Raw genomic sequence first — 13,585 nt, forward strand, 5'->3', positions numbered from 1 at the left:
ACTTTTTGCAAAAAATTTTAAAAAATTTAGCGCTTGTAGAAAACACATACACAAAACACAAAATTACACCAACAAGCGGTTTATTTTTCTCCAAGTTTTGTAAATTAGAGTTTACTTAAATCCACTAATGCATCTGGTTTAATATCGGCAATAGTACGATTGCTGGTTAATGTCATCGCTACACGCATCTCTTTTTTGAAAATATCCAACATATTTTCAACACCTTGACGACCTGCTGCCCCCAACGCATAAACAAATGCTCGACCTAACATTGTTGCATCTGCTCCTAACGCTAACATACGTACTACATCTAAACCATTACGAATACCTGAGTCAGCAATAATTTTAATATCCCCTTTTACCGCATCGGCAATCGGCGGTAATGCTCTTGCACTTGAAAGCACGCCATCTAACTGACGACCACCGTGGTTTGACACCACAATCCCGTCTGCACCAAAACGCACCGCATCTTTCGCATCTTCAGGGTCGAGAATACCTTTAATTACCATAGGACCTTCCCAGAACTCACGAATCCATTCTAAATCTTTCCACGAAATGGATGGGTCAAAGTTTTCAGTTAACCAGCCGATATAGTCATCCAAGCCGATTTGTTTTCCCATATAAGAAGAAACGTTGCCGAGTGTATGTGGTTTACCTTTCAAGCCTACATCATATGCCCAAATTGGGTGGGTAAAGCCTTGCAACACACGGCGAATTTCTTTATAAGGACCACTCATTCCTGAGTGCATATCACGATAACGTGCACCAGGGGTCGGCATATCCACGGTGAACACCAAAGTTGAACAGCCCGCGGCTTTGGCACGCTCAAGGGCATTTTTCATAAAGCCACGATCTTTTAATACATAAAGCTGGAACCACATCGGGCGTTTAATCGCCGGTGCCACTTCCTCAATCGGGCAAATTGATACAGTTGAAAGCGTAAATGGCACACCTTTGTTATCAGCCGCTTGTGCTGCTTGCACTTCCCCACGACGAGCATACATACCACATGCTCCAACGGGTGCAAGAATGGTTGGCATTGAAAGTTTTTCGCCGAATAATTCAATGCTGGTATCTAAATCCGACATATCTTTTAGTACACGTTGTCTTAAAGCGATATTTTCCAAATCGCTCACATTACGAGAAAGAGTTTGCTCGGCATAAGAACCGCCATCGGCATAGTGGAACATAAAAGGAGGAACACGGCGACGCGCCGCTTCACGATAATCGCTGGCTGATGAAATAATCATTTTGACCTCTTGAACTCTGTTAATAAGAAAGTTGTCAGAGTGTAACACTAATTTAACAAGATTAAATGCTAATTATTCTTATTTTGAGATCTAGATCACAGTTTATTTGGGGAAGGTTCGTGTATAAATTGCTAAGGGTAACTTGTTACCCTCGGCAAGCGGTCAAATTCATCATAAACTTTGCCAATCTTTATAAAAATCCCACCGATTGTATGCGTGAACTTCATTTAACACCCTACAAAAGAAAACCCCAACCATTTGGTTGGGATTTGGTTTAACTTGAATAAGTTATCTTCTGCGAGAAAGTTGTGAATTAACGATGTCGTAAACGCGGAGTTTCGCGATTTCGCGAGAAAGTTTTGCAGAAAGGTCAACATCGTTGGCCTTGCTTAAACTTTCCTCTACTTTACGTTTAGCTGCTAAGATGCGTTGTTGATCAAGTTCTTCGCCTCGAATAGCCACATCTGCTAGTACGGTAACCACTGTTGGCTGTACTTCTAAGAAGCCACCTGAAACATAAATAAATGCTTCATTGCCATCAGATAAGGTGTATTTCACCATACCTGGTTTGATTGCGGTTAATAATGGGGTATGCCCTGCATACACACCTAACTCACCATCAATCCCAGTTACTCGTACGCTAACAACTTGCCCTGTGAAGATTTTTTGCTCAGCACTGACGACGTTAAGTTCAAATTGCATTGCCATATTGTTCTCCTATTTTCCTCTTCGGATGTTCCTAATCGGGTTAGGGAACAATTACATTTTGCTCGCTCTTTCAACTACTTCGTCGATTGAACCTGCCATATAGAACGCTTGTTCTGGGATGTGGTCGAACTCGCCTTCTAAGATGCCTTTAAAGCCACGGATGGTGTCTTTTAATGGTACATATTTACCTGGTGAGCCTGTGAACACTTCTGCCACGAAGAACGGTTGTGATAAGAAACGTTCGATTTTACGAGCACGTGCTACCACAAGTTTATCGTCTTCAGACAATTCGTCCATACCAAGAATCGCGATAATGTCTTTTAACTCTTTATAACGTTGTAATGTACCTTGTACACCGCGTGCTACGTTATAGTGTTCTTCGCCTACCACTAATGGGTCTAATTGGCGTGAAGTTGAGTCTAATGGATCCACCGCTGGGTAGATACCAAGCGAAGCAATGTTACGGCTTAATACGACGGTTGAGTCTAAGTGTGCGAAAGTTGTTGCTGGCGATGGGTCAGTTAAGTCATCGGCAGGAACGTAAACCGCTTGTACAGAGGTAATCGAACCAGTTTTGGTTGAGGTGATACGCTCTTGTAACACACCCATTTCTTCTGCTAATGTTGGTTGGTAACCTACCGCAGATGGCATACGACCTAATAACGCAGATACTTCAGTACCAGCAAGAGTATAACGATAGATATTATCTACGAAGAATAATACATCACGACCTTCATCACGGAATTTTTCTGCCATGGTTAAACCAGTTAATGCTACACGTAAACGGTTACCTGGTGGTTCGTTCATTTGACCATACACTAACGATACTTTATCTAATACGTTAGAGTCTGTCATTTCATGATAGAAGTCGTTACCTTCACGAGTACGCTCACCAACACCTGCAAACACTGAGTAACCAGAGTGTTCGATCGCGATGTTACGGATTAACTCCATCATGTTAACGGTTTTACCTACACCCGCACCACCGAATAAACCAACTTTACCCCCTTTTGCGAATGGGCAGATTAAGTCGATAACTTTGATACCAGTTTCGAGTAATTCCGTGCTGTTTGATTGTTCTTCGTAGCTTGGTGCTGCACGATGAATATCCCAACGTTCTTCTTCGCCGATAGGACCTTTTTCATCGATTGGCTCACCTAACACGTTCATAATACGGCCCAATGTTTTAGTACCCACTGGTACTTGAATTGGGTTGTGAGTATTTTCAACTTTTAAACCACGTTTTAAACCGTCTGATGTACCGAGTGCGATACAACGAACAAGTCCACCACCTAATTGCTGTTGGACTTCAAGCGTTAAACCTGATTCTACTTTTAACGCATCATATACTTTTGGTACTGCATCTTGTGGGAATTCAACGTCAATCACCGCACCGATGATCTGTACAATTTTTCCTGTTGCCATTACCGTTCCTCTTTTCTCTAAATTGCTGCCGCACCGGCGACAATTTCATTTAATTCATTTGTAATGCTTGCTTGGCGAGCTTTGTTGTACACTAATTGTAATTCATCAATTAAAGTACCCGCGTTGTCTGTTGCGGCTTTCATTGCTACCATTCGAGCGGCTTGTTCAGAAGCAAGGTTATCTACAATCGCTTGATACACCTGAGTTTCCAAGTAACGTACTAATAAACTATCCAACAATACTTGTGGATTTGGTTCATAAATATAATCCCATGAACCTTTAGTCTCTAATTCGTCATCTGCTAATTTTGGTAACGGAAGTAATTGTGCGATAACTGGTTTTTGTGACATTGTGTTTTCAAAACGGTTATACGCCACAAACACTGCATCCACTTCTTCATTGCGGTAGGCATCAATCATTTCATTTACAATGCCCACAATACGTTCCATTTCAGGATTATCACCTAAACCAATAACTTGAGAACGCACATTTAAACCAAGACTTTGGTAAAAACTTACCGCTTTTGAACCTACTAAGCCAAGCTCTGCACTAACGTTTTTATCTTTCCATGTTTTAAATTCATTCAATGTTGCTTTGAATAAATTGATGTTAAGACCGCCACATAAGCCGCGGTCTGTAGATACGATTAAGTAGCCTACTTTTTTAATCTCACGTTCAGTTAAAAACGGGTGCTTATAACCAATGCTGCCTTTTGCAATATGGCTGATCACCTTACGGATAGTTTCCGAATACGGGCGAGAAGCCGACATACGCTCTTGCGTTTTACGCATTTTAGAGGTTGCAACCATTTCCATTGCTTTCGTAATTTTTTGCGTATTACGAACACTCGCAATTTTGGTTCTTATCTCTTTCGCACCTGCCATAATCTTTCTCCGCTAGTTAGTGATTACCATGCACCGTTCTTTTTGAAGTTCTCAACGATAGCTTTTAATTGATCCTTAATTGAATCGTTATAATCGCCAGATTTTGCTAAATCCTTCATAAAATCAGCATGGTTGCTATTAGCGTAAGCCAATAATGCAGATTCAAATGAGCCAATACGCTCAACTTCTACATCATCTAAGTGGCCAAATTCAGCAGCAAATAAAACAAGCGCTTGTTCACTTACCGGCATTGGCGCAAATTGTTTTTGTTTCAACAATTCTGTTACTTTTTGACCGTGAGAAAGTTGTTTACGCGTTGCATCATCTAAATCTGATGCAAACTGTGCAAACGCTGCTAATTCACGATATTGCGCTAATGCAGTACGGATACCGCCTGATAATTTTTTAATTACTTTGGTTTGTGCCGCAGAACCTACACGAGAAACAGAGATACCAGGGTTTACCGCAGGACGAATACCTGAGTTAAATAAGTTAGATTCTAAGAAAATCTGACCATCGGTAATCGAAATTACGTTTGTCGGTACGAATGCTGAAACGTCACCCGCTTGAGTTTCAATAATTGGTAATGCCGTTAAAGAACCTGTTTGACCTTTTACTGCACCATTAGTGAAACGTTCTACATAATCTGCATTTACGCGTGCTGCGCGCTCTAGTAAACGAGAGTGTAGGTAGAATACATCCCCAGGGAATGCTTCACGACCTGGTGGACGACGTAATAATAATGAAATTTGACGGTAAGCAACTGCTTGTTTAGATAAATCATCATAAACAATTAACGCATCTTCACCACGGTCACGGAAGTATTCACCCATTGCACAACCAGAGTATGGTGCAAGGTATTGTAATGCTGCTGATTCAGATGCAGATGCTACTACAACGATAGTATTTGCTAATGCACCGTGCTCTTCTAATTTACGCACTACGTTCGCAATAGTTGAAGCTTTTTGACCAATAGCAACGTAGATACATTTTACGCCAGAATCTTTTTGCGCGATGATAGCATCGATTGCTAATGCCGTTTTACCGGTTTGACGGTCGCCGATGATTAACTCACGTTGACCACGACCAATTGGTACCATTGAGTCAACCGCTTTATAACCGGTTTGAACAGGTTGATCTACTGATTGACGGTCAATAACACCTGGTGCAATTACTTCTACTGGAGAGAAGCCATCGTGTTCCACTTCACCTTTACCATCAATTGGCTGACCTAAAGTGTTTACCACACGGCCTAATAAACCACGACCTACTGGTACTTCTAAAATACGACCGGTACATTTTACTGTCATGCCTTCTGCTAAATCAGCATAAGGACCCATTACTACCGCACCAACAGAATCACGTTCTAAGTTTAATGCGATTGCGTAACGATTGCCTGGTAATTCGATCATCTCACCTTGCATTACATCAGCAAGACCATGAACACGAATAATACCATCGCTTACAGAAACAATTGTCCCTGTGCTTTGTGCTTCGCTTGCCACATTAAACTGGGCAATGCGTTTTTTAATCAATTCACTAATTTCAGTTGAATTTAGTTGCATTTTTTATTCCTCTTACAAGCTCAACGCTTGATTTAAGCGGTTTAATTGCCCACGGCTACTACCGTCAATGACGACATCATCATACTGAATGATTACCCCTGCAATAACAGACGGGTCAATTTGGCTATTTAAACGCACTTTTTTACCTAAGCGTTTTTCCATCGCTTGAGCGATTTTCTTTTCTTGTGCTTGACTTAATTCGCTAGCTGAAACCACTAACACTTCTTTTACCGCTTCATGCTCTGCACGAAGTTCGCTAAATTGCGCGAGTACGGATGGAAGGATTGCAAGGCGTTTATTTTCAGCCATCACACGAATAAAATTTTGCCCATATTGATCTAGCTGGTCACCGCAGACATTGCAAAAAAACTCTGCAATTTGACCGTTTGCAAGCGAAGATGAAAGATAATCTGCCACCTGCTCATTTTCCGCTACTACGGCTGAAAAGGTAAGCATCGCTTGCCATTTATCCAACTGACCTTGTTCTAAAGCAAAATCAAACGCTGCTTTAGCGTAGGGGCGAGCTACTGTACTATATTCTGACATCTGCCCCACCTTATTATAGTTCTGCAACTAGCTTATCAATAATGTCATTGTTTGCCGCTTCATCAATAGAACGACCCACAATTTTCTCTGCACCAGCCACAGCTAATGCTGCTACTTTTTGACGAAGCTCTTCTTGAACACGTTTACGTTCGCTTTCCACTTCCGCACGACCTTGTTCAATAATACGCTGACGTTCCACCTCAGCCTCTGCTTGCACAGATTCTAAAATTTCATTACGTCTTTTCGTTGCTAAATCAATAATTTTTTGAGCTTCTTCTTTAGCTTTAAGGATTTCTTTATCCGCTTCAGCTTTTGAGTCTGCTTGCTCTTGTTTCGCTTTTTCCGCTGATGCTAAAGCGTTAGCTATATTTGCTTGACGCTCTTCAATCGCATTAATAAGCGGTGGCCATACATATTTCATACAGAACGCCACAAAAAGGACGAATGCAATAAGTTGGCCAATTAGTGTTGCATTTAAGTTCACAACGCCTCCTATAAAGTTAGTTAAATTACCCGAAGGTAACGCCTATTATTTATAGGGATTAGCCTAATAAACCGATGAATGGGTTTGCGAAGATGAATAATAATGCAATACCAACAGCGATCATTGCGATAGCATCTAAAAGACCAGCAACGATGAACATTTTAGTTTGTAAGCTGCTTGCTAATTCAGGTTGACGAGCAGAAGACTCTAAAAATTTGCCACCTAAAAGTGCGAAGCCAATTGCAGTACCAAGTGCTGCGAAAGCTAATAAAATTGATGCACCAATAATAGTTGCTGTGATTACTGATTCCATAATGTTCTCCATTAAAAGATTGAGGAATTAGCCTCTCGGCTAAGGTTTTGTTTAAGTTAAAGAAAAATACAAGCGGTCTAATTTTTGCAAAATTTCACTAAAATTCCACCGCTTATGGGTTCGTTTAATGATCCGCTTTGTTATAAGCGATACTCAAGTAAACAATCGTTAGCATCATAAAGATAAAGGCTTGGAGCGTAATAACCAAAATGTGGAAAATCGCCCAAACTAAATGCAATGGAATGCCCAATGCTTGCAATGCAAAATTGTCCGCCATATACATTACTGCAATTAAGATGAAGATTAACTCACCTGCATACATATTACCGAATAGACGGAACGCCAATGAAATCGGTTTTGCTAATAATGTTACGCTTTCAAGAATGAAATTGACGGGAATAAATGCCCAGTGATTAAAAGGGTGGAGCGTATATTCTTTTGCCAAACCACTAAAACCTTTTGATTTCACAGTATAGAAGAGAATTAAGGCAAACACACAAATTGACATACCCAGTGTTGCACTAATATCTGCCGTTGGTACCGCACGTAAATAGTGAACACCGAACAATCCAGCGAATTGAGGAAGAAAATCAACAGGAACTAAGTCAATCGCATTCATCACAAAAACCCAACAGAAAATGGTTAATGCTAATGCAGCCACTTTATGACGAATATGGTGTGATGCGTGAAGGTTATCTTTTACTAAACCATCCACCCATTCAACCACCATTTCTACAAAACATTGCAACTTACTTGGCACGCCAGTCGTTGCACTTTTTGCAACTTTGCGAAACACAAATAAGAAAATCAGTGCTGATACGATAGAGAAAAATAACGTATCTAAATGCACATTCCAAAAGCCCTCGCCTGTGGTTGCAAACGTAAGGTGGTGACCAATATATTCAGCGGTATTTCCAGCCATAATTTATCCTTGATAAAAATATAAAAACTAGGTTGTATGCCGTTCGAGCATTACAGGTAACACAATATTTAACAATAATGTAACGAAATAACCAGCAAAGAAAAACAGCACTTTTAACGCAGGAAGCAGAGTCAAACTCAGGATGATTAACACCATCGTCATTAACCATTTCATTCCCTCTCCCCAGTAGAAAGCTGTCATTTTTTGTTGAACTTTTGCTGATTTAAAGAAAATCCAGTAAACAAACACGCAATGCGGTAAAAAACTTGAAATTGCTCCCGCTAAAAACGAAACATTAAGTTCGGATTGCACGGCAATCACTGCAAGGAAACTCAAAAAAATAATCGCCATTTCCCATTTTATCGCTTTGATATAACGCTGTTTGGCTCGATTGATCACAGCCGACATTGGCGTTCCTTTTTATTTGGTTTGTTAATTCAGAAAAATCTCCCGAATTATACGCTACCATTGTTGAGTTTCAACAAAAATCATACTAAAAAAGGGGAAGAAAATTGCGTTTTGTTAAAATTTAATTAAAAAGTTCCTTTTTTAATTTTTTTATATTTTAAAAGAATTACAAGTGATTACTTTTTTTGATTTTTTGTAAAAGATTAACTTATTTGAAACAGAAAAATAAAGATGAAAAAGCGAGAAGTAAATTCTCGCTTTTTCTAAAAATTAAATAGCACGTGTACCTAATTGGAAGATGACCACTTCGGCTTGACAGCTAAAGGTAAAGTTCGCATCAAGTTTGAAACCACCTTCCACTGCATTGATTTGGCTTTCTACTTGATAGCCTTCATCAACCTCTTTCGCTTTCGCATTTAAACGGGCTAATGCCTCTTGAGCTTCTGCTTCAGAACCATAAACTCGCTCAACTTGAGCCGTCACTTCACTATTATCTAAAATAGAACCGACATCAAAAGTGTTGCAACCTGTGCATTCAATTGGTTTTTCGTTTTTCATAACATATCCCTTTTCTAAAAAGTGGATATAACTTTAATACTAATTAGTTAGAGGGTCAAATGCAGATTAGAAATTATATGATCTAACGCAAAAGACTAATCTAGAAGATTAGTGATCCCGAATTTGATGCAAGAACCGTTTAGTGCGTTCGTGTTGCGGATTTTCAAATAACGCTTTCGGCGAACCTTGTTCTACAATCTCCCCGCCATCCATCACCACAACCACATCGGCAACATCTAAGGCAAACTTGATCTCGTGCGTGACCACTACCATCGTCCAACCTTCATTTGCCAGCTCTTTCATCGTGTTTAACACATCTTGTACAAGCTCTGGGTCAAGTGCCGAAGTTGGCTCATCAAACAGCATCAGTTCAGGCTGAATTGCCAACGCACGTGCAATCCCCACACGTTGCTGTTGCCCGCCTGAAAGTTGATATGGATAGAGCTCGGCTTTATCCGCTAATCCCACTTTAGCCAACAACGCCATTGCTTCTTGTTTAGCTTGTGTAACTGACTTTCCTTGCACGAATACAGGACCTTCCATCACATTTTCTACCGCTGTTTTATGCGGAAAAAGATTGTAATTTTGGAAGACCATCCCCGATTTACGTCGTAATGCTAAAATGGCTTTTTTTGTAGGATTATCCCCAAAATCAACCGCTAGCGGTTGCTCATTTTCGAATTTAATCGTACCTTGCTCAGGCATTTCTAATGCGTTCAAACAACGCAAAAACGTCGTCTTGCCCGAACCTGACGGCCCTAAAATCACGACCACTTGCCCTTTTTGAATATTCAGGTCAATACCACGCAAAATCGTATTGTTGCCAAATGTTTTATGGATATTTTTAATCTCGATCATCATTTTTCCTTATTTCGCAACAAAACGATTAAAACGGTTTTCTAATTTTGCTTGAATGAGGAACAGTACCCAACAGAAGCACCAATAAATCACACCCGCTTCAATATAAACGGGCAAGAAATCATACGACATATTTGCCATTTGTTGAGCTACGCGGAACATCTCCGTTACGGTTACTACCGAAGCCAACGAAGTATCTTTAAACAGCCCAATAAAGGTATTACTCAACGGCGGAACTGCCACACGAACCGCTTGCGGAGCAATTATACGACGGAAGGTTTGCATATAGGTCATCCCAATCGTATATCCTGCTTCCCACTGCCCTTTCGGTACAGAAGAAATCGCCGCACGCACCGTTTCCGACGCATACGCCCCTATATTGAGCGAGAAGCCGATAATCGCCGCAGGAATCGGGTCAATAAATACCCCTATCGCCGGCAAGCCATAGAACACTACCGAAATTTGCACCAACATTGGCGTACCACGAATAATCGAGATGTACACCTTCACAATCGCCAACGCAATTCGATGCAACACGCCATTTACAGGCGTTACACGAATTAACGCCACCCCCACTGCTAAAATCATCCCAATAATAAAAGAAGCAATCGCCAACGGAATAGAGACTAACACCGCAGCTTCCACCATCGGCCCAAAAGCATCAATAACCAGCTTCACGCGGCCTTCATCCATAAATGGGATTTGAAGTAATAAAGTTTCTAACACAGAAAATCCTTAAAAAATTTTTTTCCCGATTGTAAGGAAAATTGGCTGGGTTGCAAGGGGAGATTAACGAATTGTTACAATATAGAAAAACAAGCGGTCGAATTTGCGTTTGATTTTACGAATTCGACCGCTTGTTAAAGCATTTATATAAGAAATAAGAGTTTTTTTATTCAGTATGCAAATACGATATAATTTACAGGAATTTAGTTTATATATTAGGAGAATATAAATGCCTCATACGATTCTACAACGATTCTACAACGATTCTACAACGATTCTACAACGATTCTACAACGATTCTACAACGATTCTACAACGATTCTACAACGATTCTACAACGATTCTACAACGATTCTACACAAAATAGTTTAAAATCTATTCTATTGCTGTCAATAGCCCCTATGAAAAAAGAGGTGGCATAATGGCAGCAAAAAACAGTAACCTTTCTAAAGCAAAAACCGCCAAAAACGACGAGTTTTATACCCAATACCACGACATTGAAAAAGAAATGCAAGCCTACTTGGATTTCAATCCTGATGTGTTCAAAGATAAAACCATTCTACTTCCTTGTGATGATCCCGAATGGAGCAACTTTACCAAATACTTTGCCCAAAATTTCCAGCGTTTAGGTTTAAAAAAGCTTATCAGCACAAGCTTTGCCGCTACCAGCAAACCTGCGGGCTTTGCTTATCAACCCTCTTTATTTGAGCAAAGTGATGAACGTTTTGATCCAGAATTAAGCCCAAAACAAGGCAAAATTTTTACGCTTACGCACGATAAGTCGGGCGATGGTAAAATCAATATTGACGATTTAGAGTGGAAATACTTAAAAGGCGATGGCGATTTCCGTAGTGATGAAGTAAAAAAATTACGCGATCAAGCCGATATTATTATAACTAACCCTCCTTTTTCTCTGTTTCGGGAGTTTTTGGCGTGGATAGTGGAAGCAAATAAGCAATTTACGATCATTGGCAATATGAATGCGATTACTTATAAAGAAAGTTTCTTATTAATTAAAGATAACAAATTTTGGCTAGGAGCAACTAATTTTAATCAAGGAATGTATTTCAGAGTACCTGATAATTTTGTTTATGCTGATACTTATAAATTTGAACGAGAACAAGGTGGGCAGAAAGTTAATCGAGTTCCTGGTGTTTGCTGGTTTACCAACATTGAACATGGTCGTCGCCACGAACCATTACCGTTAATGACAATGGCTGATAATCTTAAATTTAATAAAAAGATTATAGGAACAATCGCTTACCAACAATATGATAACTACAACGCCATTGAAGTCCCTTTTACCAATGCCATTCCAAGTGATTTTGATGGCGTAATGGGCGTACCGATTTCTTTCTTAGATAAATACAATCCAGATCAGTTTGAAATTTTAGGAGCAACACAACGAGGTTGTCATGATCTTGTTCCAGATACCAAAAAATATGATGACTATTGGGAAATGAAACAAAATGGTGAGAAAACAGGCTCAAAAGGTGGAAAAACAAATGAGAACGCAAATCTTGCAATGAATGATGGAAAGAAAAATTATTTCATAAATCAAGATGGGCACTCAGTGCAATCTGCTTATCAGAGAATTTTTATTAAGCACAAACGGTAAAAATCCTTCAAAAATCAACTGCTCTTATAACGGAAAAATCAACAATGATGCAAACAACCTTAAATAATGAAATCACTTTAGAAGCCCTGTGCGAAGGATTCCAATATAACGAATTGGAAGGTAAAGGGTTATTTGGCTGGGGTGGAAAACTCACCATTCAGCCTGAATATCAACGAAACTATATTTATGCAGACGGTAAGCGAGATGTTGCAGTAATTCAATCCATTTTAAAAGGCTACCCGCTTGGACTGATTTATTTTAACCAAACTGCTGACAACCAATACGAAGTACTAGACGGACAGCAACGCATTACCAGTATTGGGAGATTTATGACCAATAAACTCTCAATCATCATTGATGGAGAGCCATTTAACTTTAATGCGTTACCAGAAGATAAACAGGAATTGATTAAAAAAAACAAATTGCTGGTTTATATTTGCAAAGGCGATGAAAGCGATATTAAAGAGTGGTTTAAAACTATCAACATTGCAGGTGTACCGCTCAATGAGCAAGAATTACTGAATGCAATTTATTCGGGCAAATTTGTCACCAAAGCGAAAGAAAAATTTAGTAATAGCCAAAATCCGCATACTCAAAAATGGGGGGCTTATATTAAAGGCTCTGCTGCTCGACAAGATTTCTTAGCTGAAGCCTTAAATTGGGTAAGCAACGGTAACGTGAGCGATTATATGCAAACTCATCGCCACAGCGACAACATTACCGAATTAGAAAATCATTTCACCACGGTTATTGATTGGATTTCAACGGTATTTGAAGAAAGCCCAGAGAAAGAAATGAAGGGCTTAGAATGGGGACGATTGTACGCCACCTACGGCAAAACTGCCTACAATCCCACACAAGTTGCAGAGCGGGTAAAAGCCTTATATTCCGATCCTTATATAAAAAACCGTAAAGGGATTTTTGAATATATTTTAGGTGGAGAGCAAGATAAACGATTGCTAGATGTTCGAGTGTTTGACGAAGCCACCAAAAAAGCAACTTATAAAAAACAAACCGAGCAAGCTGAAAAAGAAGGGAAATCCAACTGCCCGCTTTGTGCCATTCATGACAATGCCGATAAAACCAAAATTTGGACTATGAAAGAAATGGAAGCTGATCATGTTTTAGCGTGGAGTAAAGGCGGAGCAACTTCCGCGGAGAATTGTGAAATGCTTTGTATAAAGCATAATCGAAGTAAAGGAAATAAATAAGTTTCTCATATTTAAAAAATCCCATTTTTTCGACATATTCTGGGCATATGTTTATGCCGATAAACATATACAAAAATGAGCGGTCGAATTTATTTTACAAATTCGACCG

Annotated in this window: 15 protein-coding genes; 2 read left to right on the forward strand and 13 right to left on the reverse strand. The window is 39.7% G+C overall.

The genetic code is table 11. The annotated features are described in order from the left end of the window. Positions 1–104: 104 nt before the first annotated feature. The 13 genes from lldD to B0184_RS05200 all read right to left on the reverse strand — a co-directional run bounded on the left by lldD (position 105) and on the right by B0184_RS05200 (position 10,647). On the reverse strand, positions 105–1,250 hold the full coding sequence (gene lldD, locus B0184_RS05140) for an FMN-dependent L-lactate dehydrogenase LldD (RefSeq protein ID WP_005707605.1): 1,146 nt from the start codon (positions 1,248–1,250) through the stop codon (positions 105–107). A gap of 288 nt (positions 1,251–1,538) precedes the next feature. Next, entirely contained in the window at positions 1,539–1,958 is a 420-nt protein-coding gene (locus B0184_RS05145) for a F0F1 ATP synthase subunit epsilon (protein WP_039850870.1), read from the reverse strand. 51 nt (positions 1,959–2,009) lie between these two features. Next, complete coding sequence (gene atpD / locus B0184_RS05150) at positions 2,010–3,383, reverse strand: F0F1 ATP synthase subunit beta (protein ID WP_005707613.1); 1,374 nt, start codon at positions 3,381–3,383, stop codon at positions 2,010–2,012. A 17-nt stretch (positions 3,384–3,400) separates the two neighbouring features. Next, complete coding sequence (gene atpG, locus B0184_RS05155; protein ID WP_005707604.1) at positions 3,401–4,267, reverse strand: F0F1 ATP synthase subunit gamma; 867 nt, start codon at positions 4,265–4,267, stop codon at positions 3,401–3,403. A gap of 23 nt (positions 4,268–4,290) precedes the next feature. Beyond that, positions 4,291–5,832, reverse strand: coding sequence for a F0F1 ATP synthase subunit alpha (gene atpA / locus B0184_RS05160; RefSeq protein WP_005707615.1), 1,542 nt, complete (start codon positions 5,830–5,832; stop codon positions 4,291–4,293). Positions 5,833–5,844: 12 nt separating this feature from the next. Further along, entirely contained in the window at positions 5,845–6,378 is a 534-nt protein-coding gene (gene atpH, locus B0184_RS05165) for a F0F1 ATP synthase subunit delta (protein WP_005707610.1), read from the reverse strand. A gap of 13 nt (positions 6,379–6,391) precedes the next feature. Then, positions 6,392–6,862 carry a F0F1 ATP synthase subunit B gene (gene atpF / locus B0184_RS05170; protein ID WP_005707606.1) on the reverse strand — a complete coding sequence of 157 codons (471 nt, stop codon included), beginning with the start codon at positions 6,860–6,862 and terminating at the stop codon, positions 6,392–6,394. Positions 6,863–6,920: 58 nt separating this feature from the next. Next, the gene (gene atpE, locus B0184_RS05175) at positions 6,921–7,175 is read right to left on the reverse strand and encodes a F0F1 ATP synthase subunit C (RefSeq protein ID WP_005706613.1); all 255 of its coding nucleotides are present in this window, start codon (positions 7,173–7,175) and stop codon (positions 6,921–6,923) included. A gap of 124 nt (positions 7,176–7,299) precedes the next feature. Then, positions 7,300–8,097: a F0F1 ATP synthase subunit A gene (atpB, locus tag B0184_RS05180; RefSeq protein ID WP_005707603.1), complete on the reverse strand. Its 798-nt coding sequence runs from the start codon at positions 8,095–8,097 to the stop codon at positions 7,300–7,302. A gap of 27 nt (positions 8,098–8,124) precedes the next feature. Continuing rightward, positions 8,125–8,505 carry an ATP synthase subunit I gene (locus B0184_RS05185; protein ID WP_005707612.1) on the reverse strand — a complete coding sequence of 127 codons (381 nt, stop codon included), beginning with the start codon at positions 8,503–8,505 and terminating at the stop codon, positions 8,125–8,127. Positions 8,506–8,775: 270 nt separating this feature from the next. Further along, a complete protein-coding gene (locus B0184_RS05190) occupies positions 8,776–9,063 on the reverse strand; it encodes a YfcZ/YiiS family protein (RefSeq protein WP_005706598.1) in 288 nt (95 codons plus the stop codon). 108 nt (positions 9,064–9,171) lie between these two features. Continuing rightward, on the reverse strand, positions 9,172–9,921 hold the full coding sequence (locus tag B0184_RS05195; protein WP_005707614.1) for an amino acid ABC transporter ATP-binding protein: 750 nt from the start codon (positions 9,919–9,921) through the stop codon (positions 9,172–9,174). 9 nt (positions 9,922–9,930) lie between these two features. Further along, entirely contained in the window at positions 9,931–10,647 is a 717-nt protein-coding gene (locus B0184_RS05200; protein WP_005707611.1) for an amino acid ABC transporter permease, read from the reverse strand. A 421-nt stretch (positions 10,648–11,068) separates the two neighbouring features. On the opposite strand from B0184_RS05200, the gene B0184_RS05205 reads away from it, so the two are divergent. Together B0184_RS05205 and B0184_RS05210 are read left to right on the forward strand one after the other, a co-directional pair. Next, positions 11,069–12,265 (forward strand): adenine-specific methyltransferase EcoRI family protein, encoded by a 1,197-nt coding sequence (locus B0184_RS05205; protein WP_005709829.1) that lies wholly within the window; start codon positions 11,069–11,071, stop codon positions 12,263–12,265. 44 nt (positions 12,266–12,309) lie between these two features. Next, positions 12,310–13,476 (forward strand): GmrSD restriction endonuclease domain-containing protein, encoded by a 1,167-nt coding sequence (locus B0184_RS05210; protein ID WP_005709823.1) that lies wholly within the window; start codon positions 12,310–12,312, stop codon positions 13,474–13,476. Positions 13,477–13,585 lie beyond the last annotated feature (109 nt).

The organism is Haemophilus paraphrohaemolyticus, assembly GCF_002015045.1.
GTDB lineage: Bacteria > Pseudomonadota > Gammaproteobacteria > Enterobacterales > Pasteurellaceae > Haemophilus_A > Haemophilus_A paraphrohaemolyticus.

Excerpts from the sequence above, each read along its gene's own strand:
- lldD (WP_005707605.1), bottom strand. The coding sequence starts at position 1,250 with ATGATTATTTCATCAGCCAGCGATTATCGTGAAGCGGCGCGTCGCCGT.
- B0184_RS05145 (WP_039850870.1), bottom strand. The coding sequence starts at position 1,958 with ATGGCAATGCAATTTGAACTTAACGTCGTCAGTGCTGAGCAAAAAATC.
- atpD (WP_005707613.1), bottom strand. The coding sequence starts at position 3,383 with ATGGCAACAGGAAAAATTGTACAGATCATCGGTGCGGTGATTGACGTT.
- atpG (WP_005707604.1), bottom strand. The coding sequence starts at position 4,267 with ATGGCAGGTGCGAAAGAGATAAGAACCAAAATTGCGAGTGTTCGTAAT.
- atpA (WP_005707615.1), bottom strand. The coding sequence starts at position 5,832 with ATGCAACTAAATTCAACTGAAATTAGTGAATTGATTAAAAAACGCATT.
- atpH (WP_005707610.1), bottom strand. The coding sequence starts at position 6,378 with ATGTCAGAATATAGTACAGTAGCTCGCCCCTACGCTAAAGCAGCGTTT.
- atpE (WP_005706613.1), bottom strand. The coding sequence starts at position 7,175 with ATGGAATCAGTAATCACAGCAACTATTATTGGTGCATCAATTTTATTA.
- atpB (WP_005707603.1), bottom strand. The coding sequence starts at position 8,097 with ATGGCTGGAAATACCGCTGAATATATTGGTCACCACCTTACGTTTGCA.
- B0184_RS05185 (WP_005707612.1), bottom strand. The coding sequence starts at position 8,505 with ATGTCGGCTGTGATCAATCGAGCCAAACAGCGTTATATCAAAGCGATA.
- B0184_RS05190 (WP_005706598.1), bottom strand. The coding sequence starts at position 9,063 with ATGAAAAACGAAAAACCAATTGAATGCACAGGTTGCAACACTTTTGAT.
- B0184_RS05195 (WP_005707614.1), bottom strand. The coding sequence starts at position 9,921 with ATGATCGAGATTAAAAATATCCATAAAACATTTGGCAACAATACGATT.
- B0184_RS05205 (WP_005709829.1), top strand. The coding sequence starts at position 11,069 with ATGGCAGCAAAAAACAGTAACCTTTCTAAAGCAAAAACCGCCAAAAAC.
- B0184_RS05210 (WP_005709823.1), top strand. The coding sequence starts at position 12,310 with ATGATGCAAACAACCTTAAATAATGAAATCACTTTAGAAGCCCTGTGC.